General features: G+C 70.6%; 17 protein-coding genes and 4 tRNA genes. 6 read left to right on the forward strand and 15 right to left on the reverse strand.

Annotated features, from left to right (window positions below):
* Positions 1-39 precede the first annotated feature (39 nt).
* From IU476_RS27065 to IU476_RS27075, 3 genes are all read right to left on the reverse strand, one after another.
* The gene (locus IU476_RS27065; protein WP_195104695.1) at positions 40-4,737 is read right to left on the reverse strand and encodes a cation-translocating P-type ATPase; all 4,698 of its coding nucleotides are present in this window, start codon (positions 4,735-4,737) and stop codon (positions 40-42) included.
* A gap of 794 nt (positions 4,738-5,531) precedes the next feature.
* A complete protein-coding gene (locus IU476_RS27070) occupies positions 5,532-6,722 on the reverse strand; it encodes a hypothetical protein (protein WP_324194343.1) in 1,191 nt (396 codons plus the stop codon).
* A gap of 80 nt (positions 6,723-6,802) precedes the next feature.
* On the reverse strand, positions 6,803-8,179 hold the full coding sequence (locus IU476_RS27075; protein ID WP_195104697.1) for an MFS transporter: 1,377 nt from the start codon (positions 8,177-8,179) through the stop codon (positions 6,803-6,805).
* 102 nt (positions 8,180-8,281) lie between these two features.
* Here IU476_RS27075 and IU476_RS27080 point away from each other — a divergent pair, with 102 nt between their 5' ends.
* Together IU476_RS27080 and IU476_RS27085 are read left to right on the forward strand one after the other, a co-directional pair.
* Complete coding sequence (locus IU476_RS27080; RefSeq protein ID WP_195104699.1) at positions 8,282-9,049, forward strand: ArsR/SmtB family transcription factor; 768 nt, start codon at positions 8,282-8,284, stop codon at positions 9,047-9,049.
* A 133-nt stretch (positions 9,050-9,182) separates the two neighbouring features.
* Complete coding sequence (locus IU476_RS27085) at positions 9,183-10,157, forward strand: Acg family FMN-binding oxidoreductase (protein ID WP_195104701.1); 975 nt, start codon at positions 9,183-9,185, stop codon at positions 10,155-10,157.
* 77 nt (positions 10,158-10,234) lie between these two features.
* Here IU476_RS27085 and IU476_RS27090 read toward each other — a convergent pair.
* From IU476_RS27090 to IU476_RS27100, 3 genes are all read right to left on the reverse strand, one after another.
* A tRNA-Val gene (locus IU476_RS27090) sits at positions 10,235-10,309 on the reverse strand.
* 14 nt (positions 10,310-10,323) lie between these two features.
* A tRNA-Cys gene (locus tag IU476_RS27095) sits at positions 10,324-10,394 on the reverse strand.
* A 23-nt stretch (positions 10,395-10,417) separates the two neighbouring features.
* A tRNA-Gly gene (locus IU476_RS27100) sits at positions 10,418-10,490 on the reverse strand.
* Positions 10,491-10,934: 444 nt separating this feature from the next.
* Between IU476_RS27100 and IU476_RS27105 the strand changes: the two genes are divergently transcribed.
* Positions 10,935-11,009 (forward strand) — tRNA-Val (locus IU476_RS27105).
* Between the two features lie 359 nt (positions 11,010-11,368).
* On the opposite strand, the gene IU476_RS27110 is transcribed toward IU476_RS27105, so the two are convergent.
* The 6 genes from IU476_RS27110 to IU476_RS27135 form a co-directional block, all read right to left on the reverse strand.
* Positions 11,369-12,955 (reverse strand): ABC transporter substrate-binding protein, encoded by a 1,587-nt coding sequence (locus IU476_RS27110; protein WP_195104703.1) that lies wholly within the window; start codon positions 12,953-12,955, stop codon positions 11,369-11,371.
* 41 nt (positions 12,956-12,996) lie between these two features.
* The gene (locus IU476_RS27115; protein ID WP_195104705.1) at positions 12,997-14,970 is read right to left on the reverse strand and encodes an amino acid adenylation domain-containing protein; all 1,974 of its coding nucleotides are present in this window, start codon (positions 14,968-14,970) and stop codon (positions 12,997-12,999) included.
* A 113-nt stretch (positions 14,971-15,083) separates the two neighbouring features.
* Complete coding sequence (locus tag IU476_RS27120; protein ID WP_195104707.1) at positions 15,084-15,272, reverse strand: hypothetical protein; 189 nt, start codon at positions 15,270-15,272, stop codon at positions 15,084-15,086.
* Positions 15,273-15,525: 253 nt separating this feature from the next.
* Complete coding sequence (locus IU476_RS27125; protein WP_195104709.1) at positions 15,526-15,822, reverse strand: hypothetical protein; 297 nt, start codon at positions 15,820-15,822, stop codon at positions 15,526-15,528.
* Between the two features lie 106 nt (positions 15,823-15,928).
* A complete protein-coding gene (locus IU476_RS27130; RefSeq protein WP_195104711.1) occupies positions 15,929-16,231 on the reverse strand; it encodes a hypothetical protein in 303 nt (100 codons plus the stop codon).
* Between the two features lie 63 nt (positions 16,232-16,294).
* Entirely contained in the window at positions 16,295-16,828 is a 534-nt protein-coding gene (locus IU476_RS27135) for a hypothetical protein (RefSeq protein ID WP_195104713.1), read from the reverse strand.
* 969 nt (positions 16,829-17,797) lie between these two features.
* Here IU476_RS27135 and IU476_RS27140 point away from each other — a divergent pair.
* Positions 17,798-18,601, forward strand: a complete 804-nt coding sequence (locus IU476_RS27140; RefSeq protein WP_195104715.1) for a hypothetical protein — start codon at positions 17,798-17,800, stop codon at positions 18,599-18,601.
* On the opposite strand, the gene IU476_RS27145 is transcribed toward IU476_RS27140, so the two are convergent.
* Together IU476_RS27145 and IU476_RS27150 are read right to left on the reverse strand one after the other, a co-directional pair.
* Positions 18,571-19,236: a hypothetical protein gene (locus IU476_RS27145; protein ID WP_195104717.1), complete on the reverse strand. Its 666-nt coding sequence runs from the start codon at positions 19,234-19,236 to the stop codon at positions 18,571-18,573. The two genes, IU476_RS27140 and IU476_RS27145, sit on opposite strands and share 31 nt — an antisense overlap.
* Before the next feature lie 130 nt (positions 19,237-19,366).
* A complete protein-coding gene (locus IU476_RS27150) occupies positions 19,367-20,731 on the reverse strand; it encodes a hypothetical protein (RefSeq protein ID WP_195104719.1) in 1,365 nt (454 codons plus the stop codon).
* A gap of 561 nt (positions 20,732-21,292) precedes the next feature.
* On the opposite strand from IU476_RS27150, the gene IU476_RS27155 reads away from it, so the two are divergent.
* Together IU476_RS27155 and IU476_RS27160 are read left to right on the forward strand one after the other, a co-directional pair.
* On the forward strand, positions 21,293-21,604 hold the full coding sequence (locus IU476_RS27155) for a hypothetical protein (protein ID WP_195104721.1): 312 nt from the start codon (positions 21,293-21,295) through the stop codon (positions 21,602-21,604).
* Positions 21,605-22,162: 558 nt separating this feature from the next.
* On the forward strand, positions 22,163-22,414 hold the full coding sequence (locus IU476_RS27160; protein ID WP_195104723.1) for a hypothetical protein: 252 nt from the start codon (positions 22,163-22,165) through the stop codon (positions 22,412-22,414).
* 209 nt (positions 22,415-22,623) lie between these two features.
* Here IU476_RS27160 and IU476_RS27165 read toward each other — a convergent pair whose 3' ends face one another.
* Complete coding sequence (locus IU476_RS27165; protein WP_195104725.1) at positions 22,624-23,532, reverse strand: LysR family transcriptional regulator; 909 nt, start codon at positions 23,530-23,532, stop codon at positions 22,624-22,626.
* Positions 23,533-23,602 lie beyond the last annotated feature (70 nt).

The raw sequence follows: 23,602 nt of genomic DNA on the forward strand, positions 1-23,602 counted from the left end.
GTGCCGGGGATGACGGGGTGAGGTGTGTTGGGTCCGCGCCTACGTCAGCACGCGCCCCGCTACGACCGCACCCGCTGTGCCGAGGGCCGTGCTCCCGGCGACGATCGACCATCCCACCGGCCCGAGCGGCACGCAGCCGAAGAAGCGGTTCACGCCCGGGGTCATGATGACTCCGGCGAGCAGCATCCAGCTGCCCGCGACCGTCGTCCACACCAGTGGGCTGCGGTGGCCGATCACCAGGGTCTGGCCGAGCTGGGTGCCGATGAGGGCGGCCAGCGCCATGGTCTCGGCGCGGCGGGGGCGGCCGGTCGCGCGGCCCAGCAGCCACGCCGTGCCCGCGCCGAGGGCCGTGCACCCGCCGCGCACCGCGACCGCGCGCAGGAACGCGCCGCCCAGATCGGCCTGCTCGGCCAGGACGGGCGCGCCGGAGTCGGTCGTCTCCGCACGCCCGCGTGAGAGCGCCACCGCCATCGCGGGACCTAGGTCGGTGAGCAGGTTCACCACCAGGAACTGCCGGGTTCCGATGGGCGCCTGTCCGGACAGCAGCGTGCCCAGCACGGTGAAGGTCACTTCGCCCGCGTTGCCGCCGACCAGTACACCGATCGCGTCGCGCACCCGCTGCCACATGCTGCGTCCCTCGGCGAGCGCTTGCAGCAGCACCGACGGGTCGACGCCGTCGTCGGAGCGGGTGAGGATCAGGTCGGCGGCCTCGCGCGCGGCCACCGAGCCGCGTGCCGCCAAGCCGATGCCCACGTCGGCGGTGCGGATCGCGGCGGCGTCGTTGCTGCCGTCGCCGACCATCGCCACGGTGTGCCGGTGCCGTTGCAGCGCCGACACGATGCGCACCTTGTGTTCCGGTGAGACGCGGGCGAAGACGGTGGCGCGTTCGATCAGCTCGGCGCGGCCGTCCTCGTCCAGTGCGTCGAGATCGGCGCCGGTGGCCACGGTCTCGGCGGGAATGCCGAGCTGGTCGGCGACCGCGCGGGCGGTCACGGGGTGGTCGCCGGTGATCATGCGGATGCCGATGTCGTTGCGTGCCAGCTCGCTGATCAGTTCGCGGGTCTGGGGACGGGGGTGGTCGGCGATGCCGACGAAGCCGAGCAGGGTGAGGTGTTCGATCTCGCCGTCGACGTCGTCGGGGGCGGCGGGAAAGTCACGGCGGGCCACCAGCAGTACCCGCAGACCCTGTTCGGCCAGCCGCTGCACGGCGGCCTCCGCGTCGGCGCGCGCGTCGTCGGTGAACGCCGAAACGCGGTGGCCGCCTTGGCCGTCGGCGCGCAGCACCTGGTCGCAGCGCGGCAGCAGCACCTCCGGCGCGCCCTTCACCGCCAGCCGGATGTGATGGGCGGTGTGGCCGACGGCGGCCGCGTAGCCGCGGAAGCTCTCGAACGGCACCTCCTCGATCGGGTCCCACTCGTGCGCGGCGCGCACGCCCAGCCGGGCGTCGGCGGCCTCCACCACCGCGCGGTCGGTGGCGTGCACCGGCGGCCCGTCGCTGCCGCCGGGACAGGCTCGGGCGGCCGCGCGCAGCAGTCGGCGGGATTGCGCCGAATCGACGAATTGTTCAGCGTCCCAATGCTCGTCGAGGTCGGCGAGAGCGACGACCTGCAAGCGGCCGTCGGTGAGCGTCCCCGTCTTGTCGAAACAGACGGTGTCGACGCGGCCGAGGGCGTCGATGGTGCGGCTGCTGCGCACCAGCACGCCGTGCCGGGACAGCCGGCGGGTGGCGGCGAGCTGCGCGACGGTGGACACCAGCGGCAGCCCCTCCGGGACGGCCGCGACCGCCACCGCCAGCCCGTCGGCCAGCGCGGGACGCAGCGGCAGCCCGCGCAGGAAACTCGTTGCGGTGACGGCACTTCCGCCGCCGAGGGTGAACGGCAGCACGCGCGCGGTGAGGGTGCGCAGATGCGCCTGGACGCCACCGGCAGGCGGCGGTCCCGCGGCGGCGAGCGCGCGCCCGGCCTCGGTGCTGTCGCCCACGGCGACGACCACCGCGCGGGCGGTCCCGCTGACGACCACGCCGCCCTCGAACACCATGCAGGACCGATCGGCGAGCGCCGCACCGGGTGTCGCGGCGGTCTGCTTCTCGACCGTCACCGATTCGCCGGTCAGGCCCGACTCGTCCAGCTCCAGGCCGTCGGTCTCCAGCAGGCGGGCGTCGGCGGGCACCACCTCGCCGGTGCGGAGGGCGATGATGTCGCCGGGGCACAGATCGTCTGCGGCGGTGGCGATTTCGCCGTCGTCGGTGATGCGGCGGGCCTGTAGCCGTTCGCCCAGCAGCATCCGGTGCAGCGACAGCTGGGCGCGGCGACGCTGCAACGCCGAGACCGCGGCGTTGAGCCCGAGCACGGAACCCACCAGCACGGCGTCGGTGGGGGAGCCGAGCAGCGCCGCCGCGACCGCGCCCACCGCCAGCAGCGGGGTCATCGGGTCGGCGAGTTCGCGGCGCATCTGCCGGGCCAGGTCGACGACGGTCGCGGTGGGCCCGGCGAAGCGCTCGCCCAGCCGCGCCACCGCGGCGTTGAGGAGCGGCGGCGGGGGTGACGGCCGCCGGTCCGGCGCGGGGAGGCGGCCGAGCACCTCGTCCGGTTCCAGTGCGTGCCAGGGCACCAGCGCGATGCGCGCGGGCGCCGGCGCGGTCGCGGCGCTGCGCCCGCTGCGCAGGCCGCCCAGCAGACCCAGCAGGGTCGCCGCGGCGATCGGGGTGGTGGCGCGGGCGGGCCGGGAACGCGCGGGGCCGGAGGCCAGCAGCAGTCCGCTGAGGGTGGCCGCCGACAAGGTCAGGACGCGTCCGCGCTCGCTGACCTTCCGCGCGGTGCCGACCGCGGCGAGAATTTGTCCGGCACAAGCGAGATCGGGGCACACCGCGTCGGCCTGCCACGGGATCACCGTCGCCCCGTCGGGTCCCCGGGTCACCACGCCGATGCCCAGATCCGCCGCACTCAACGCCCGGCGCACCCGTCCGCTGACCACCGCGACCACGTGCCCCTGCCGCTGCAACCGCCGCACCAGCTCCGCGTAGGACTCCGTCGCCGCGACGAATTCGTCCGCGCTGCGCCGCAATTCGCCGGTGTCCTCACCTCCGACCAGCACCACCCGCAGCCCCGCCCGCCGGGCGCAGGACAGCAGCCCGACAGCATCCGGATGCGGTTCCCGCCCGACCAGCACGCGCCCGACCGCCCGCCCACGCTCGTAGAGCACGCACCAGTGCGGATCACCGGGGTCCACCTCGCTGGGCGATGAAACCTGCTGTGCTGCAGGTTCTTCCACGTCTCGGCCGGTTCCGGAGATCGCGGAGTCGGACGCGGTGGCCGATGACCGAGCGTTGCCCGGCTCCGCTGTGGTGGGAGTGACGCCCGCTGCGGCCGGTGGCCGTGCACTGGGTTCGTTCAGAGATCCGTGCGCGTGCTCCTCCCCGGCTGCCGCCGGTTCCACCGTCAGGCGGAGGTCGCGGCGGCGGTGGCCGGGCGGTGGCGGGATGGGGAGTTCGGAATCCTCGTGGGGGAGAAGGCGTTGGGCGGCGTTCCAGACCTGCTCGGTCGGCCAGTCGCGGTCGGTGGATTCGGCGGCCAGCACCACCGGGCGGGCGCCGCGCAGGATGCGGTGGTCGACGATCACGGCGGAGGCGCGGTCCAGTCGCCGCCACAGCTGGGAATCGAGGGTCAGCACGCCGCGGGCGGACATGCTGGTGGCCAGGACGGCCGCGAAGGATTCCCGCCCGGCGCGGGCGGCCTTGGGCACGCCCGAGACCACCGCGTCGGCGGCGTCGCCGATGCCGCGCCCGCCGGCCAGCGTCGCGGCGGCGGCGAGGGTCGAGGTGCCGCCCACCTCGTCGGCGACGCGCTCGATCGGCCCGCGCGGCCGCTGCGCCGGACGGGGTTGCGGCGCACGGTATTCCACCATGTCGGGCTGATCGGACTCGGCGATCATGCCTTCCCACCGCCGCCACTGCGCGAAGCGCGCGGCCGCCTCGACCAGCCGTGCCGTGCGCAGCGTGGCGTCGGCGAGGAGCCCGGCGGCCTCCCCGTCCAGGGCCTGGCCGACGGCATTGGCGACCGTGATCACGGCCTCCGTGCGGTGTCGGCCCAGCTGCGCCTCGAGCAGCCCGCGCAGCCGCGGCTGCCCGTCCACGATCGCCACCGCGGCCCGGAACATCTGGGCGGGCGCGGGCGTGGGCAGCACCCGGCCCGTCAGCGCCGCACCCAGGCCGACGACGTCACCGGCCAATTGCAGCGCGGAGGTCAGCACCGGCTCGCGATCGGACGGGTGCTCCTGCGTCCGGCTCCACGAGCGGGTGTCGGTGCCCGCGCGCGTCTCGACGCGCTCGAGGATCGACTCCACCCGTTCCGGCGACACGCGCGCGGGATCGGCGGCGACGGTCACCCGGCCGGTCGCGGCGTTGATCCGGATCCGATCGACGCCCGGGACCTGCTCGAAGTGGCGGCGAAGCTGATGACCGACCTCGGGACCGCGGCTGGTGCGCAACCCGCGCACCTCGGCGTGAACGCGGTCGCCGTGCACGACGACGCGGCGTTGCCTGCGCAGCCGCCGCGGATCCACCAGCGCGCCGACCTCCCGGCCGACACCGTCGGCGAACTCTCTGGCCGCGGCCCCGAGCTGCGGATCGACCAGTCGCGCCGCCATTCCCATCGGCCGGCCCATCAGGCCCAGCGTCGCCCCGGTGACGGCCAGCGGCACCCGCACCGGCGCCGTCACGAGCCCGCGCAGCGACCCCATCACCGCGCGTCGGCCGCCGACCGGCGACCCGTCGTCCGAGACCCCGTTCCTTTTCGTGTGCCGGTTGTCGAGCTGGATCGCACTTCCTCCTGTGTGCTCTGTTGCTTCTTCGCGGTCGAGGTGCTTCGTCGGCTGGTTGTGCGGGGAGTGGTTTGCGAGCCTCGTCGGCCGTCCGTGCTCGAGGCACTTCGCTGGGCGGTTGTGTGGGAAGCGGTTTGCGAACCCCGCCCACTGCCTTTGTTCGAGGCGGAACTCTTCCGACTGCTCGAATTCGACATCGGCTGCTTCGTCCGGGCCTTGCCGGAGGGGCTGTCTTCTGGCGTGATGGAGGGCTTTTCGGCTGCGGAGGTGGTCTCGCCCTCGTCTCCGGTCTTGGCGACTGGCCGGGAGTGGGCGGGGGCATCTTGCGACTGCCCGGCCCGGCGCAACAGGTATGCGGCACCCGCGACCCCGCCTGCCGCGAGGGCAACCGGCCACTCGACCAGTCCCGTCAGGCCCGCCGCGGCGACGCCGAGCCCCGTTGCGGTCGGTGTGTCGATGTGGCCGCGGGCTCCGCGCACCGCGCCCTCGACGGTTCCGCGCGTGGCTCCGGTGACGGCGCCCAGGGCGGCTCCGCCCGTGGCCTCGGCGGCCCGCACGGCGGTCGACGCCGTGGCTCTCGCGATCTTCCATGTTCCCGATGCGATGCTCATGACATATTCCCCGGTTCGGACGATGGCGTTGTGCTTCGTCCTGCCCCGAAGCGGGCGAGGCAAACATCGAGCGGGTACGGCCGCTAGGGTGCGGGGACGGGGTTAGTGACCGGCGGCGAGCTGGAACGGGCCGCGTTCCCATCGCCAGCCGTGCCGCAGCACCAGCGCCGTGAAATCGACCATGTCGATCCCGGTCTCGTCGACGTAGCCACGGAATTCCGGCCAGGCGATCGGGCCGGCGGCCAAGCGATTGCGCAGGATGTTCTCGTGCCGGGCGTCCACTGTGTGGCCGCGCAGATCGGGTTCGCCCAGGCGGCCGCCGGTGAACACCAGCCACCCCCAGCCCTGCTCGTGCGCCCGCGCGCGGGTGGCCGCGAGCGCGACCCGATTGCCGTGCACGGCCAGCCGCGCGAGCGGGACGACGTCGATCAATAGCGTGCGGCCGTCGGTGAGGCGCGCGGCCACGGTGGGGTAGTGGGTGCGTTCGGCGTCGTCGAGACGGTAGTCCACGGCGAGGGGACGCTCGGTGAAGGTGTCGACCTGCTCGCTCTCGTCGAGCATGCGCAGCAGCCGCGCCTCCAAGGCTGTGTCGAAACTTGTTTCCCGGCCCAGCTTCTCGGCGAACACGGATCCCCGCGCGTCGTCGCCGGAGTCGACGGTCGGCACCGGTTCGCCGGGCAGATCGGCGGCTTTGCCCGCGGGCCAATCGGTTCGGCGCAGCAGCGGAACCAGCTGCCCCGCAACGGGTTCCGCGTGACGGCCGGTGGGCAGGTGCCAGCGCCCGCGCTGCTGCCAGCCCGCGATGCGCTGAAATACGAAGCCCGCCATCCGTTTCGCGTCGATGAGCGCGTGACCGGCCAGCCGCAGCCGCAGATAGGCGAGATCCTGAGCGGCGACATCGCTGTCGGTGGCATAGATTTCGGCCAGCAGGGTGCGCACCAGCCGTTCGTCCTGCCAGCCGACGGGATAGCGCTCGGCGAAGATCGCGGTGTCGGGGTAGCCGGTGGCCTGCACGCGGCGGACCATCTGGCCCACGGCCCGGGTGTACAACTGGCGCACCCGATCCCGCGACAGCCCGTAGCGCGCGCCCAGCATCGTGAGGGTTTCGGGGCGCTCGCCGTCGAGTCCGAGGCGCTGCACGATCAGCCGGCCGCCGCGCGGTCGTTCCTCGGCCTGCACGGCCACCATCGTCGCCAGTGTCTCGTCGGCCTCCTCGAGCCCGAACGAGAGCGTCTCGCCCGGGTCGTCGAGCAGCCCGGCTCGCACGTCGTCGATCCGGCTCGTCGTCACCACTTCTGCCCGCCTTCGCTACTCCGTTCGAAAAGCGTATCCCCGCAATCGGTCTGCGGGCGGTAACGACGGACTCGTGTCGGTCAGCCGCCGGTCCGGATGCCGAAGCCGGTCAGCGCCAGCGCGCCGAGCCACGCCACCGCCGCGGCGGCCGCGAGCAGGTGCACGGCGTCGAGGAAATGCCCGTCGGCGGGCGATCCGGCGACCGCGCCGAACACGGCCACGCCGCACGCCGTGCCGATCTGCCGCGCGGTGTTGGAGGTCCCGGTCGCCAGCCCCGACCGGTCCGGGGGAGTGGCCCGCACGACCGCGGCCACCACCGACGCGGTGATCAGCCCGCCACCGCAGCCGACCAGCAGGAACCCGGCGAGCAACCAGCCGATCCCGCCGCTCGCGGGCACCTGGGTGAGCAGCACCGAGCCGGCGGCCGACACCACGCAGCCGAGGCCGACCGCCGTGCGCGGGCCGCGCCGCGCGGTGATCCAGCCGGACACCGGCGCCAGCACGACCAATGGCACGGCCATCGGCAGCACCGCGATCCCGGCGGCAGGCGGCGAAAAGTGCCGCACCTCTTGCAAATACAGCATGCCGACGAAGAGCAGCCCGTTGAAGATCAGGTTCATGGTCAGCGCCACCACGTTCGGTGTCAGGAATTCCTTGCGGCGCAACAGGTCCAGCGGCAGGATCGGATTCGCGCTGCGCGCCGAACTCGCCAGCGCGATAGCGAGCGCCGCGACGGTGACCGCCGCCGCCACCGCGGTCGTCGTGCCCGCGTGGTGGCCCGCCGAGATGACGGTGAACACGAAGCCGCCCAACGCGATCACGAATCCCAGCAGCCCGGCCGCGTCGAGCCGACCGCCGCGCGTACCGGGACGGGCGGGCACCACGCGCAACGCCGCGACGACGACCAGCGCGGTCAGCGGCACATTGATCCAGAACACCGGCCGCCAGCCCAGCGCGCCGGTCAGCACGCCGCCCAGCAGCGGTCCGGCCGGGAGCGCCAGCGACGAGATCGCGGCCCAGGTGCCCAGCGCGCGGGCCTGCTCGTCGCGTTCGGGGTACACCTCGACGATGACCGCCATCGTGCTGGGCAGCAGCAGCGCCCCGCCGACACCTTGCATCGCGCGCCCGGCGATCAGCACGCCGGTCGTCGGCGCGAGCGCACAGACCAGCGAGGCGAACCCGAACAGCGCGAACCCCGCGACCAGCACCCGCCGGTGACCGATCCGGTCGCCGAGCGTCCCCGCCGCCAGCAGCAGTCCCGCGATCGCGACGACGTAGCCGTCGACCACCCATTGCAGCATCGACACGTCCGACTCCAAATCGCGCCCGATGCTGGGCAGGGCGACGTTCACGATCGTCACGTCGAGCAGCACCAGGAACATGCCCGCGCACATCACGGCCAGCACGCGCCCGCGCCGCGCGGTCGGCGTAGTGGTCTCGAGGGTCGTAGTACTCATGACCGCAGTGTCATCCGGGGAAGGTTCGGGATGGGCCGAAGTGTGGGTGCCCGCGTCCATGATTCGGTGGGGGCCGAAATGTCGTGGCGGCAGACTGGGGTCATGACAGACGACCGTCCCCTCTACGGCTACACCGACATCGCCGCGGTCGGTGCTCTGCTGGCCGACGCGACCAGGGCCCGGATCGTCACGACGCTCACCGACGGCCGGGCGCTGCCCGCTTCCGTGCTGGCCTCGGAATCGGGCGTCGCGGCCTCGACCGCCAGCGAGCACCTGTCGCGCCTGGTCGACGGCGGCCTGCTGACCGTGGAGCGGTCCGGTCGCCACCGTTACTACCGCCTGGCAAACAGTGAGGTCGCGGTGGCGATCGAGGCACTGGCGGTGCTGGCCCCGTCCCGGCCCGTCCGTTCGCTGCGGGAGTCCACCCGCGCCGCCGCCCTGCGCCGCGCCCGCAGCTGCTACGACCACCTCGCGGGCCGCCTCGGCGTCGCGGTCACCGAGGCGCTGCTGGAGCAGCGCGCCCTCATCCGCACCGACGGCGTCGCGGGAACCGTACGCGCACAGGATGATCCGATCTCCGCACCGCTTCGCGACCATCCCTACCAACTGGGCCCGAATGCCGAACCGCTGTTCGCCGAATTGGGCGTCGACCTGTCCGCGGCCGAGCGCGGCCGCCGCCCGCTGTTGCGCTTCTGCGTCGACTGGAGCGAACAACGCCACCATCTCAGCGGTGGGCTCGGCGCGGCGGTCCTCACCCGCATGGAATCCGCGGGCTGGGTCGAGCGCGGCCGCACCCGCCGTTCTTTGCGAGTCACCGATTCGGGTGCGCGGGTTTTGAGTGAAGTGCTGGGGGTCGAGTCGGCGGCCTGAGCGGGGCCCCGCCCGGTTCTTGTCTCGTGCCCACTGACCAGCTGTGATGATCAGCTCGATGCGGGCATCCGGGAGGGTAGGAAGACTGAAAGGTAGGACGAATACACGCTCGCCGAGCCGAAAGGACGACCCCATGTCCACGACGCTTCAGCAACCGGCCGCGGAAACCATCGAGGCCGCGCTGCGGCTCGCTCAGCGAGCCCCGTCGATCCACAATTCGCAACCCTGGCAATGGCGCTTCGAGGACGGCGAACTGCGTCTCTTCGCCGACCTGTCGCGGCACCTGACCGCCACCGATCCCGATCGACGCGCCCTCGAACTGAGTTGTGGCGCGGCGCTCCACCACGCCCGGCTCGCACTCTTCGCGCGCGGCTGGGCCACCGAGGTGCGCTACCTGCCCGACCCCGATCGCCCGGACTGGCTGGCCACGATGCGGCTGGCGCCGCGCACGCCCGCGGCGGCGGACATCAGCCTGAGCGAGGCGATTCCGCGGCGGCGCAGCGACCGTCGCCGTTTCGACAACGGCGACGTGCCGCGCAAACACCTGCGCGTCGCCGCCGACTACGCGTGCCGCTTCGGTGCGCAGATCCACGTCGTGCCCGAGGCGGGGAAGGCCCGCCTCGGCACGCTCATGCGCATCGCCGGCTCCCGCCACGCCCGTGACCTGCCGTATCAAATCGAGCTTGCGCAGTGGAGCGGCCGCCGCGGCGGCGTGGACGGAGTGCCGGCCCGCAACGCGGCCCCGGTACGCCCGGAGGACCGGATGCCCAGCCGCAAATTCGCCGACCCCGAACTACCCGATCCTCTCGTCACCGACGACGCCGAGTGGCTGCTGATCTGCACCGCCGAGGACGACCGGGTCGCGCGAATCCGTGCCGGTGAGACCCTGAGCGCCCTACTACTGGCATCGACCACGCTGGGCCTGGCGACATGCATCCAAACCGAGCCGCTGGGCATCGCGGACCTCCGCGAAGAAATCCGCTTCTCGCTGTGCGAGGGAGCGTTCCCGCAGGCCATGGTCCGCGTCGGAGCGACGACCAGCGCCACGACACCGCCGCCGACCCCGCGCCGGGATCTCGATGAGGTGTTCGCCGGGGCGGGTAGTTGACGCCGGGTTCTGCGGCAGAAGTTTCTGGCACATACAGGAAAGGCCCGGCTTCCGCCGGGCCTGAACTGCATGAATGTTGGTGCGCGATACTGGGATTGAACCAGTGACCTCTTCCGTGTCAGGGAAGCGCTCTCCCGCTGAGCTAATCGCGCGTGGTGCCTCTTAGAGGCGGCGACGGGAATCGAACCCGTGTGCACGGCTTTGCAGGCCGTTGCCTCACCACTCGGCCACACCGCCAACCAAGGCCGGGTTGGCCTTCGAGCGGATGACGGGATTCGAACCCGCGACCCTCACCTTGGCAAGGTGATGCGCTACCAGCTGCGCTACATCCGCATTTCGCTTCCGGAGGCCCTCTCGGTGCCTTCCGGCTGCGAGAGAGAACACTAGCCCACGTCCCGCGCTGTCAACAAATCCGCTGGTAGATGAGGGTAAATCTGAATGACAACGATGTGGTTCAGCTGGTCGCGGCGAGTATCCCCGCGCCGTCGTCGACTGCGGCTCCCGCGGCACCGGCGGCCGCGCGCGGACCCATGGTGACCAATGAGCGGCCGCAAGATAACTGTGCGCGAGGACCTTTCCGGTCCCAGCGATCACGACGATCCCGCCAGATCCCACCCTCCACGACCCAGTCGACCGTCACGCGCACAATTGCCCACCACCCCGTGAACGTCCGTAAACACCCAGGTAGGCCCGCGATTTGGTGTGACGCGGGTGAACCGTGTTAAAGTTCCATCCCGTCCGGACCGGCACCGCGAGCCGCCCCGGACACCTTCTCCCGGTCCCATAGCTCAGCGGGAGAGCGCTCGCCTCACACGCGAGAGGTCGCTGGTTCGAAACCAGCTGGGACCACCATGATCGTTTTATTGGAAACAGCGACCGCTCGCTCGCATTGAAGATCGTGAAGAGCGGTAAAAATCGAGTTCTTCTCGTCCGTGACCCCGACGATCGCGTCGTCCTCTAGATCGCCGATGTAGAAGCGCTGGTAGAACGCCTCGTTGAGGTGGCGTCGTACCTCAGGTCGACGAGACGGTTCTCTTTCTTGTCCAATTCTTTGAGCTGTCGGCTCAGGTCGGCGTGCATCAGACGAAGTATTCGTACCGGACGCCGTACCACGTAGCCGACGTAGTAGGGGTCGCGCAGCATGTTGTGCAGGGTGGACTGAACGCGCCTTGCCGCCGAGGTGATTCCGCAGCTGCGGTGATCCTCGGCGGTCAGCGCGGGCAGTCGGGATAGGTCTGGCCCGGCCGCGACGGCACGGTCGCGGGGACCGGCAGGGGCTGGTCCGGGCGAGCGTCGATCGGGCACAGCCGCACCACCGCCGGGGGCTGCCCGGACCGGTTGCCGCCGTTGTCGAACATGATCGGGCCGCCGGCGCCGGGCACCGCCTGGGCCGGGGCGGAGAAGCCGCCGATCACGCTGTTGACCGAGGTGCGCTCGACCGGTTGCCCGGCGGGCAGCCGGTTCACGGCGGTGGCGATGGTCAGCACCGCGTCGTAGCCGTTGACCGCCCAGTTGTCGGGCAGGTGCTCCGGATCGAATCCGGCGCCGGTGAACGCCTGCCGGTACCGGATCGTATTGGGGTCCTCGGGTCCGCGTTCGGCGCCGGCCAGCAGGCTGTACACCAGCCGGATCCGGCCGGAGGTGAAGCTGGGCGAGGTCAGCGCGCGGCGGCGCAGGTCCTCGCGTCCGGGGTCGAGTTCGGGGTGGCGCAGCCGGTCGCCGTCGGAGACGCTGACGATGTCGACCGGTTTGGCGGCGCACTGCCCGTTGGCGTACAGCTCGTCGAGGCGGACCACGAATCGCGCGAGGTCGCGGCCGCGGGCGAGGTAGGCGACGGTGACCTCCTTGGGGTCCGCGCAGACCCGCCGCGCGGTCTGGTCGACGGTCACCGGGTCGGTCGTATCGAATTTCACGTCCACGATGTCGTTGCCGGTGACGTCGCCGAATTCCCGGTGCAGCAGCGGCAGCGCGGTACAGGTGTAGGGATCGGTGCGGTCGGTGGGGACCATGACGTAGTCGGGCCGCGGGCCGACGCTGCCGTGCAGCGCCTGGATCTGCGGGAAGACGCGGTGCGCGAGCCGGTAGTAGTAGTCGGTGCCCATGCCCTGCGAATAGGTCGCTCCCCGGTCGCAGGACGCGAAGTCGGGGCGGTCGGCGCGCGAGCCCTGCCGGTCGAAGCCCTCGGCCGTCACCACGTCCGACACCATCGGAATCTTCTTGTCCGCCAGCGTATTCACCACGTCCACGGTGGCCTGGTTGCTGAGCCCGACCCCGGCGACGGCGACGACGTCGCCGCGCGCGGCGAGCCGGCGCGCCACCCCGGCCGGGTCGCCGTTGCCGTCGTAGTCGCCGAGTTGCCCGACGATCAGCCGCACGGGGTGTACGCAGCCGACGTCGTTGGCGGCGCGCTGGCCGGCGGCCATGCCCTCGAGTTCGTGCAGCGGGCGGCCGCCGGCGAACGGGTCGGTCATGGTCAGCAGGACGCCGACGGTGACCGCGGGGCCGGGGCAGTTGCGGGTGGCCTCGCCGTTCTGGCGGTCGATCGCGGCCATGATCGGGGCGAAATCGTCGATGCCGAAGGCGTAGGCGCCCTCACTGAGCCCGACGCAGCGGGTGCCGGCCAGCCAGGTGCCCTCGCCGTGGCAGTCCGGGTCGGCCTGCCACGGGCGCACGACGACCAGGGCGGCCGCGACGAGCACGGCGGCGAGGACGGTCGCGAGCAGTGGCAGCCAGTCCTTCGGATGCGGGAGCGGTCGGTCGGGACGGGGGAAGATCAGTAGTCTGTGCCGCTCACCCACGCGCAGCATCCTTTCCAGAGCAGTTGTGCCGACCGGCCGCGTCACCAGCCGTAGCGTTCGGCTCGTTCGTCGAACGGGCCGCGGTCCTCGACGTGGCGGGCGAGGAATTTGAACCCGGATCCGGCGCGGCGCCGCAGATCTCGCCAGCGGTCGGGGTCGACGAGGGTGGGGTCGTGTTCCAGACGCGGCACGACGGCGGTCAGGACCGCGATCTGCCCGCGGGTGGTGTCCGCGTCGTGGCCGGGGGTGTCGGGGACGGGCCGGTGCGGGGCCCAGGCGTAGGTCACCTCGTCGAACAGGTCGAGCCAGGCACGGGCGCCGTGTGCGTGCAACTGCGCGTCGAGCGCCCGGATCACCGCGTCGTCGTTGCCGAGCAGCCGTTCGAAATGCAGTCGGCCGGCGCGGTCGTCGTAGGAGACCGCCCTCGCCAGCAGCCGGCCGCAGGCCGCGTTCCACGTCTTGGCGTCGGCGGCCAGCACGCGGCGGCCGAGGTAGCCGACCAGCGGGTGCATGCACTCGCCGTCGGGCCCGATATCGGTCCACCGCCGCCGCGGCGTCCACAGGTACGGGGAGGTGAACAGCGGGGCGTCGCGGTCGGGCGCGGCCAGCAGGTCGGTCAGCGCCCGCGCCTCGTCGGGATTGCGGGCGACCGACGCGACGGCCAGATGCGTCTCGTCCGGGCCGCTGCCGCCGTGGCCGCGGCGGTCGGGATCGGCGAGTCCGCGAGCGATCACGCGCAGCACGGTCTCCGCCAGGGTGGTCCGGTCGCCGGGTGTGCGGGTGCCGAGCAGGGCGTCGAAATCGACGTCGCGCGTGAAGGTTTCGGTGGTGAGCAGGCCGGGGGTGCGGCGGATCTCGTCGAGCAGGGCGACGGTGGCGGCGGCGTGGCCGTGCGAGACGCCGTGCACCGCGGCGGCGACGCCGAGCCTGCTGTGCCGGTCGATGTCGTTGACCAGCAATTGCACGTCCTCGACGCGCATGGGGTCGAGATCCACGGTGATCCAGGGCTGGATCCGCGCGTCGATCCCGCCGGCGCGGGTGGCCAGTTCGGCCTCGGTGTGTGCGGTGGGGGCGGGCAGGGCGCCCAGCGCCGCCGGCAGCGTCCCGCCGGTGGTGGTCACCAGCGCCACCGGATCGGTGGTCGGGGATCCGGCTCGCGCCAGCGATTCCCGGGCCCGCAGCAGCGAGCGGGTGAAGGCGACCGCGGCGGGGGAGTCGCCGTCGTCGAGCAGGATCAGCAGGTTCGGGCGGCGCCGGCGCGCCTGGGTGACGGTCTCGCGCAGATCGGCGAGCAGGGCGAGGGTGAGCGATTCGTCGATGGACTGCTCGGTCTCGCCGTGGCGGGTGCGCGCGTCCATGCTCAGGTGCACCAGTTCCTGTACCGGATCGGCCGCCAGCCCCAGGTCCTGGTGCCCGAACCAGTCCAGCGCGTGCGACCACCGCTTGCGCTGCACGCCCCGCGCCACCACCCCGATCCCGGTCAGCGCGGCCCACATCGCCGCGCCGGGCAGCGGCGCGGCGGTCGCGACCAGTGGCGTCACCGACCTTTGCAGTTCGTCGAGGAATTCGTTGAGCTGCCGGGTGTTCCAGAGCCGTGCCAGTTCGGCGCGCAGTGCCTGCGGGCGTTCGTCCGCCGGGATCGGCGCGAGGTCGGTTTTGCAGGCGAGCAGGGCGATCGCGGTGCGGCGCAGCGCGAGGGGATAGCCGTCGAGGTGGCGGCCGAGGCCCAAGGTGATCGCGACGTGCACCGGGCGCAGCGGGCTCGGCTCGTGCCGCGGTCCGGGGCGCTCGCGGTGGACGTCGGTGACCCGCAGCGGGCGGATCAGTTCGACCCTGGTCTCCTTCGCCAGCCGGTGCAGTGCCTCCTCCAGGACGGCCGTGCGGCCCGATCCACCGGCCCCCTGCAGGACCAGGACGGGCGGATGCGGGGTGGGGTCCGGGTCGTCGCCGCTGTCCAGCGGTTCCCGCACCAGACGCCGGATGACCTGGAGCAAGCCGGCATGGCCCACGAACATGGGTGATCGTCTCCCTCCCTGGAGCCGGAATCCCGGACTCAACGGTCGATTATGGACGCGGGGCGGGCGGATTTCAGCGCAACGGGACGGAATCGTCCGGACCGCAACCTTTTTCAGCGGGTGACCGGTACGCGCTGGAACGCGTCGGCGGTCACCCGCGCGGGATCGGTCATGTGGTCGACGAGCAGCCGGGCGGTGGGCGTCGAGGTGCGACTGGTGACCGCGTGCCAGGGACGGTCGAGCGGGCTGCCCTCGAGCGAAGGGGTCGGTATCGTGCGGTGGTTTCCACAGTTGCGTGGCAAGCGAAGGTGACTCCGAATCGTTTACGGCATGACGCAATTCATCGTCGGTGGACTCCACGGCAACGCGTTCGGGACTCGGATTCGGGTGAGGCATGCCGGCTGCTCGCTCTGAGAATCGCGGGGACAGTCCGACATTTGGGTGAGATATCGGCATTTCCCGCCGCGCGCAGGCTGGCGGAAGGTCATCCGGGCCTGGTGAATGATCGAAACTCGCACGGCGGCAATAGGTTTCGTCCGACACCTATACAGGCTGTCAGTTCTCGCTGTCGAAGTCGATGAGGGCGAGGTCGCGGGGGACGAGGGTGCCCGACTGCATCAGCTGTTGGATCAGGTTGTGGTTGAGCATGTTTCCGATCGGCTGGGGTACCTCGTCGGCGGTGAGGCCGGGTACGCCGAGGCGGGACAGGCGCTGGCGGACGGCGGTGACGAGTTCCTCGACCCGGCGGCGTTTCCATCCGGCGTCGGGTTCGAGCTGGGCGAGCAGGCGCGCGGTGGCTTGCGGGAAGTATCTCGTTCCGATCAGAGCGGGGTGCGGGTTCCGCATCGGCATGATCCGGCAGGGTTCGGTGTGTGGTCATGCGGTCACGGTGATGGGGTGAGTGCGCCCGCGGCCCGTGCCCGGGGGCCGGGAGACCGGCCCCCGGGCGATACGGCGGTCAGCTGATGTACCAGTCGTAGACGGCGTTCTCCGGCGGGTATCCGCGGTGCTCGCAGGTCCAGAATCCTCGTTCGACGCCGACGGACGCGGGCTGGGGGATCTGTTGGCCCTCGTTGGCTTTGGTGCAGGGGATGGTGGGTTTGTCCGCCGGGTGCAGCAGCGGGGCGATCGCGGCGGGTGCTGTGATCGTGCGGGTGCCGTCGGGTGTCTGCGCCGCGGCGGAGCCGGCGGCGCCGAGGGTGAGCGCGGCGAGTGTCGCGAGCGAGCCGATGGTGGCGATCACGGCGGAGCGTGGGTTCATGGTTGTTCTCCTGATGGTGGTGTGGACCGAGGGGAGGTGGGGTGTGGGCCGTGCGCGGCTGTGTCAGCAGTTGTCTTTTCCGGCTCGGACGTGCGCTGTCTCGCCGTCGTGGACCTGGTAGTACACCGGGCCGTAGACGCACAGCGCGCGGGGCTGGAGGGTGGATTCGACGGTGACGAACGCGCGCATATCCGGGCCGATGTAGAAGCCGTCGGTGTCTTTGAAACCGGCCCCGAGCGAGGACGAGGTGGCGCCGGCGTCGAGCAGGGTCGCCTGCATGCCGTCCGGGTCCTTGGTGGTCGACCAGTGGTCCCAGATCAGGGTGGCGGCATCGGGATGTTTCTGGGCGTAGGTGTTCCAGTCGTCGGTGCCGGGCATGGTGAGCGGGGGATTCTCGCCGTCGGGCAGTGGCCGGTCCCAGTTGTTGAAAACGCCGATCTTGACGGCGCTTTCGTTGACGACGACGCCGCACGGTGCCGGATCGTCGAGCTGCAGGCAGTGGCCCGGCGGCCCGGCCGACGCCGGAGCCGCTAGGACGATCCCGGCGCCGGCGACGGCGGCGAACGCGGTGACCCAATGGTGTGTGGCTGTGCCCATGATGAGTGAGATCCCTTTCTGGCCAGCGGGTTCCGTTGCGCGAAACGAGGTGGGCGCGAGGAAGTGCTCCGGTAGTGAACCAGCACATGGTGGGGACCGGTCCCGGCGTCGGCTGGTAGGCGCGGCGGGCACCCGGTGTGTCGTTTCGGTGCGCGCGTGACCCCTCCCGGCCGCTGTCACTACACACAGTGGCCGAGGACCGGGACCTGCCCGGGCCGGTGTGAAGCGAGTGCGGAACATGAACGCGGTCAGGCCCACGGTCACGAGATAGCGAACTTTCCGGGACGGTGATCAGCTCGCAACCGTGACCTCTGATCCTCACGTGCAGGGACGCCGCGCGCCCAGGCGCGTCGCCTGCATACTTCTCTCGGCAGAAGGCATGACCACCCCCCGACCCGGGAGCCGCTGCGGTAAGCACAGAGTGCCGGTCGACGACAAGCCGAATCCGAACGCGCGCAACGGGTCCGATCCTGCCGGACCACAAGAGGAAGACCCGGGTATCCGGATCGTCGGCGACGGGCAGGGGCTTTCGGGACCGATCCCGGACCACCGCCTTTACGCTGCGCCGCATGTTCACCTCAATGACGCGATGGTGGCGCGAATATCGGATCCGGCGCGGCGAAACCGCGAACTGGCGCCCCGTCACCGCACGCGAACTGCAACACACCTGGGACAGAATCGGACACTGGCGGGCATAGCCGATGTGCCGCACGCAGACCCACAACCGAACCCTCGGCAAGCGTTGCGTCGCTGTCCCACAGCGTGTTTCCACGCGCCCGCGCGACGCTGGTCGAGGGATACGGTGTGCGCCGCAATCGTGCAGACGGTGTCACTCGAACGTCCGGGATCCATTCCACGCCGCGCGGTAGCGAAAGCCGACAGGGGAACTTCGTTGAGGGAGGGAGCAGATCGATGAGCGACGAGTTCGAGCGGTTGCAGCGAAAAGCGTTGGAATCGTGGTGACATGCCTTGCGCGCGTATCAGACGCTGGTGGATACACCGTCGACGAACCGGTTCGCCAGGCGGGTGGCGTCGCATCGGTTCGCGAGAGCGACCAGCATCGGCGAATCGGTCCTGTTTCGGTTGATCTGTACCGACCTCGGTGACCCGGCTCCGCGCTACGCCTACGGCGACATCGCGATGCGCCGATCGGTTCTGGCGGCCGGTGTGAGGGGCCGGATGATGTCCGAAGTCACTGTCAATGCGGCTCGGGCTGTGCTGTGGGCGTGGGACCGCCCGGAACTGATCACTCCGGACCCCGGACGGATCAGGGCGTTGACAGACGAGAATCCGGTGGAATCGCCGTTCGCGGTGGCCGATGGAACAGTCGCCGTGTTCACCGGAGCGCGCCGGGTGACATTGGCGGCACAGGCACGGTTGTTTCTGGCCGAACGGCTGATAGCAACGCAACTACGGATCAAATCCGATTCGATGACCACAAGGGATCTGGACGCGACACTGGCGGCCCGGGACAAGTTCTACAGTTCCGACGAGTGGCTGGTATGGCATTGCCGACTGGCATCGTGCCGGTCGATGGCCGCCCTGCCCGAGACCGTGACATGTCCAGAGCCGAACTCTCCGTCAGTTTCGTGCCCAGAACCACGCGAGCCGGCCCCGTCCGTGCCGGCATGGTCCGGACATCGCGGCGAGGGTCTCCGGCAGGCTCCGGCGGGTCGTGTATCGGCTCGGATTCGCGTCGTTCGTGTGAAGGTGACCCCGATTCGGGGGACAGCTGATGTTGGTCAGGAAGCGTCGAGGAAGCGGTACAGCTGAATCTGGCCGTAGGTCAGGAAGCGGTTGTCGAGGCCACGGGCGATCCGAACGGGACGCCAGCCGGTGCCGGTGTAGAACGAGAGCATCAGGATCCCCTGCTCCAGCGTTTCGATCTCTACGTCGTAGGCGCCTTCCGCGCAGTACCCTCGGATGATCCTGGTGAGGGCATCGGATAGCTCGTTCTCGGCGATCGTGCGCATACCGGCACAGCCCCACACCTCGGCCACCGCGTCGTAGTCTTGCTGCCGCTCGGTATCGGACAAGGCCGGCAGCAGCGCGGCCGCACGCGTCGCCTCCGCAACCTGCGTCGCTACATGGACTTGCGGTACCGGGAAGCCGACTTGCTCCGCCAATTGCGCGTACACGAGTGCCGCATCGTTGTGTATGTCGTCGTCCACCAAGAAACTGCACTCTTTGCAGAAGATCTGAGTCTTTCTGAACCGCCGCGAGATGCTGCGCTCTGCGTCGATACGGTAGATAGCGGTGAACGAGTGACGCTCCCGAACCAGCCGCGCCGAGCCGCACTGCTGGCATTGCCGCGCCACAGCGGTCGCCGAAGCGGCGGAGTGCACGTCGCCCCGGTGGTCGGGCGCGCGTGAGAGAGAACCGAGCCGCCGCCGGACGAACTTCATCATGATGTACTCCCGATGTTCAGCTGCACGAAGCGCAGCCGGCCGGAACGGCCAGTGCCCATTTCTCCGAAGGTAGGCGCCCACGCCGGGACCGGTCCCGGCGCGGCGGACGATCGGCGCAACGAAGACATCCTCAGCTGTGTGGTGGTGGGGGTGCTGGGTTGATCAGTGCGTCGAATGCGTTGCGTACGTCGTCGGGCGAGGATTCGACGTACACGTCCGAGGGCGGGTCTGCGGGGTAGCTGTAGGTGGTATAGGTCAATTCCTCGGGGCAGCTCGCGCCGGCGATCTGTACCGTCGTACCGGCCAGGAGACGGCCGGTGCGGATCTCGTACACGCGGACGGGAATCGCCTTGTTGCGGAACGTCACGTCGACGGTCGGCTTGGGCCGCCCGATCGGGGCGATGCGCAAATTGGACTTGTACGGGCAGGTTTGTACCGGGGCGCCGAAGGCCGTGGCCGCCGCGCAGATCACCACGACGGCGTCCGCCGCGTCGTGCGCGCGCCACTCGGGCGGGAATTGATTCGTGTCGGCGTCGTTACCGAACAGCAGTGCGCGATTCGGCCCTGGGCTGCCGTAAGGTGTTGCGGCACTGTAGGGTTGCGGGTCGGAACAGTATCGGGGTTGAGTACCGGAGGTCGGGGGTTTCAGCAAGCCGCGGACGGTTGCGAGCTGGCAGGCGACCACCGCGGCCGGTCCCAGCCTCGCCGCCGTGTCGATGGTGTGGTCGAGCACCGTGCCGGTGAGTGGTCGGTGGCTGAGTATCTGCAGGATCGAGTTGCTGCGGCAAGCGTCGTCGGTGGGTAGCCGACGCAGGAATTCGTCCAGTGTTGTGGCGACCATGTTCTGATGTCCGGGCAGCGTCGTGAGCACCGTGGACAGCCTGTCGAGGCTGTTCTGCAGGATGCGGGAGTCGCCGGTTTCCAATACCGTCCGGAAGTCGCCGGCGGACTGTCCGATCATCCGGCACGCGCGCACGGTCAGGTCGCCGCGGGCCGCCAGCGGAGCGTCGGCCACGTAGTGGGCAATCCACCGGTTGTCCAGCGCGCCGAGCGCAGCCGCGCAATCCCCGCTGCCGCGAGCGGCGGCCGCGATCTGCTCGATCCGCGTATCCTCGGCGCGCACCAGGCCGATCGCCAGCCATACCGCAGCGGTGATCGCGACGGCGACCAACATGTGTCGGCCTGTCGCGCGCCGCCGGAGCCCGGACGTCCCTGCCCCTCCGGGTTCGCGCGGCCGTGCGCTGGCCAGGTGCCAGCCGTGCATCACTACGGCCGCGCACCACACCACCACGACGACCTCGAACCACACCGTCTTCGCGACTTCGGCGAGCAGCAGGACGAGCAGCCCTGTGATCAGCCCGTTGCCGATGACCAGCCGCCGTCGGCGGAGCATCAAATATCCGGCCCCGAGCAGCGACGCATTCGCGATCGCGACGGCCACCGGGTCGACGAACCGGGTGCTCGACCCGGCCGACACCTGCTGTGAACGATTCATCCCTCCCCTTTCCGGGCGACCACGCGACGGTGGCGCATACGCATCCTGCGGAGAACCCGTCGGGACCGGTCCCGTCTCAACTCCGGGAAGGACGTCCGTGCTGGTGGAGTGGGCGGGAAACCCGGGGAATGTGGCGCGCTTTCCGGTCCCTGTCCGCCCGGTCCCGATCGCGTCCTTGCCGCTGCATATCTGGAGAACGTGCCAGCGGCCCGCTTCCATGGAAGCTCGAGCCGAGACATCGATGAGCAACTGTCGCGGTCTGGCCGGGCCCCGGCCTCGGTCGAGAACGCAATCGGCCGGACGTCCGGGGCGCCGCGGCGGCCTGCCCTCAGGTCGAGCGGCGGCGGCTGCTTGCGTCGTCGAATGGATACCGGCGCTTCAGCATGGCCGCGCGGGCACCGCAACGGGGTGCGCGCCGCGCAGCATCATGGTGTATTCGAGAGCTGTTGAACAACAGCATGTTTCCGTGTTCGTGGTCGTGTGGAGGATGTCGTTTCGGTCTCGTTCTGCGGGTGTCGTTGCGGTGTGAATACCGGCCGCCGCGGCGGGTACGCGCTCGCTATGGAGAACGACACCGCGTACGGCCCACCACGACGGGTGGTGCACGCGCTGTCGCGGACCGAAGCTTTGCGGTTGCTGGCCTCGGTGTCGTGGGGCCGGTTGATCTTCGCGTTCCAAGCGGTACCGGCCACCTGCCTGGCCACGCACTACGTCACCGAGGACGGCGGCGTGGTGGTGCGTGCCGGGCTCACGGCACCGGCGACAACCGTGGTGCGCCCCGGCCGGCATGACCACAGCCGCCGGGTGGCCTGGCATCGTGTGCGGGCAGCCCTCTTCATACGAAGCGAGGGGAGTGAGCCCTCGTCGCTGTGATGCCATGATCGGTTCATGGGTACCGAGTTCGTCGGATCGACACCGTGGAAACGCGTCAACGCCGTCCTGGCCACCGCGGGCCCCCGCGTCGCGGCGATCGCCTATCTCGGCATCGACGGACCTCGGCTGCTGCGGGGGGTTGCGGCGCGGGGATCTGTTGGTGGTCAACGCATCCAAGGAGGCAGTCGCTTCGCACGCCACCTCACCGGCGGCCATCGCCGCGTTGATGGCTCGCGGTGTCACCGTGAAGACGGCGGCTCGGCTCCACGCCAAGGTCGCCGCTACCGCCGGCCATGCGGTCATCGGTTCGGCCAGGCCTTTCGCATGATGACACCTGCGTGTTCCCGGCGCGGGCGTGGTGTTGGCCGCTGCGGCTTCGCTCTGACCCGTGTGATGTTGTCGAGCGGGAAACATTGGGGCACAAGGGGTGTCGTGAACAGAGGCAGCAAGCGAGCGGGTCACGGTTTCATAACGACCGTCGAGGGGTGCATCACAAACGGGAGTCGTGCAGCGCTCGCGCGGCGAGGGAACGAGTCGGGCACAGACGAGGAGTTCGTGATGCGGGTCGACGAGGTGAACCAGACCGCCGGGCAAACAGACGTCGAGACCACACTGCCGTTGTCGGGTATGCGGCTGCAATCGCGGGCCGCGGACAGAAGTTTCCGCGTGGGCCATCCGGCGCCGGACGACATCGTGACCGAGGCGTCGGAAGACGAGCTGCTGTGGCGGCCGGTCCGGGCGCGGCGACATGGCCGTCGGAGTCGCCAGCGCCGTGGACGCCACGGAGGAGGCGGCGTGGTGCACGACTGAGCGGTTATGTACTCGCTCAGCAGGATTCGGTAGGCAGGCAAGGATCCGTCAGCGATTGTGCGCCTGATCGTGTCCTTGCCAACATTCGCGCGCTCAGCAGCAACCACGTACCGGCTCGGTCTTTGCCGACCAGGCTGATCCTCTTTGCGCTTACCGGTCTTCGGTGCCGCAGACTACTCGACGCGCCTGTCATCTTCCCCGCAGTGGGTTCACTGTGCGTCGTTCCGTGACCGCAGGGCGGTGCGGAGGGTGTCGCGCAGCCAGCGCTGGGCTGGGTCGGCGTCCAGGCGGGCGTGCCAGAGCAGCCGGATCTCGATCTCGGGCAGCTCGGCGGGAATGGTGAACCAGCGCAGGCCGAGTGCGCTGCCGTAGTGTTCGGCGAGGCGCTGCGGGACCAACCCGACGAAACCGCTCGCGGCGACCAGGAACGCGGCCAGGGCGAAGGTCGGCACCACGGCGGTGACCCGGCGGTGCAGGCCGCCTTGCGCCAGCACGTCGTCGAGCGGGCCGCGGGCGCGTCCGCGGCGGGAGACCGAGACGTGCGGGTGCCGGCACAGCTGCGCCAGCGTCGGGCGTCGACCCAGCGGGCTGTCGGCGCGCACCACCCCGACCAGCCGCTCCCGATACAGCGTGGCCGTCCGGATGTCGGGCGCGGCCACGTCGCCCACGCCGATGTCCAGGTCGATGGAACCGTCGCGCAGCGCCTCGGTGCTCTCGCTGCCCTCCGCGACGAACCGCAGCATGACCCCGGGTGCGACCGCCGCCGTGGCCGCAACGGCCGCCGGAGCCAGCGTCGCGGCCACACCATCGTTGATGCGAATGGTGAACGTGCGCTCCAGTTCCGCGACGGAGATCTCGCGATCGGCGCTGATCAAAGCCGATGCCTCGTCGAGCAGTGACCGCACCCGCGGCGCGGTCCGCAGCGCGAACGGCGTCGGCGCCATCCCGCGGCCCGCGCGCACCAGGATCGGATCGTTCATCGCCCGCCGCAACCGGCCCAGCGCGCGACTGGTCGCGGGAACGGACAGGTGCAGGCGCTCGGCCGCGGCAGTGACACCGCCCTCCCTCAACAGCGCGTCGAACACCCGCAGCAGGTTCAGGTCGAGTTGCTCGGGCACAGTTGCATCGTACGCAAGTGAGCGTTGCCAAAGTTGCGTGGCACGAAGTACACCCAGCTCCATAGCGTCG

The organism is Nocardia blacklockiae (assembly GCF_015477355.1).
Lineage (GTDB): Bacteria > Actinomycetota > Actinomycetes > Mycobacteriales > Mycobacteriaceae > Nocardia > Nocardia blacklockiae.

Bases quoted from the DNA above. Each gene is read 5' to 3' on its own strand.
- IU476_RS27065 (WP_195104695.1), bottom strand. From the start codon at position 4,737: ATGGGGTCGCTGCGCGGGCTCGTGACGGCGCCGGTGCGGGTGCCGCTG.
- IU476_RS27075 (WP_195104697.1), bottom strand. From the start codon at position 8,179: ATGAGTACTACGACCCTCGAGACCACTACGCCGACCGCGCGGCGCGGG.
- IU476_RS27080 (WP_195104699.1), top strand. From the start codon at position 8,282: ATGACAGACGACCGTCCCCTCTACGGCTACACCGACATCGCCGCGGTC.
- IU476_RS27085 (WP_195104701.1), top strand. From the start codon at position 9,183: ATGTCCACGACGCTTCAGCAACCGGCCGCGGAAACCATCGAGGCCGCG.
- IU476_RS27115 (WP_195104705.1), bottom strand. From the start codon at position 14,970: ATGTTCGTGGGCCATGCCGGCTTGCTCCAGGTCATCCGGCGTCTGGTG.
- IU476_RS27125 (WP_195104709.1), bottom strand. From the start codon at position 15,822: ATGCCGATGCGGAACCCGCACCCCGCTCTGATCGGAACGAGATACTTC.
- IU476_RS27130 (WP_195104711.1), bottom strand. From the start codon at position 16,231: ATGAACCCACGCTCCGCCGTGATCGCCACCATCGGCTCGCTCGCGACA.
- IU476_RS27135 (WP_195104713.1), bottom strand. From the start codon at position 16,828: ATGGGCACAGCCACACACCATTGGGTCACCGCGTTCGCCGCCGTCGCC.
- IU476_RS27145 (WP_195104717.1), bottom strand. From the start codon at position 19,236: ATGATGAAGTTCGTCCGGCGGCGGCTCGGTTCTCTCTCACGCGCGCCC.
- IU476_RS27150 (WP_195104719.1), bottom strand. From the start codon at position 20,731: ATGAATCGTTCACAGCAGGTGTCGGCCGGGTCGAGCACCCGGTTCGTC.
- IU476_RS27155 (WP_195104721.1), top strand. From the start codon at position 21,293: ATGGAGAACGACACCGCGTACGGCCCACCACGACGGGTGGTGCACGCG.
- IU476_RS27160 (WP_195104723.1), top strand. From the start codon at position 22,163: ATGCGGGTCGACGAGGTGAACCAGACCGCCGGGCAAACAGACGTCGAG.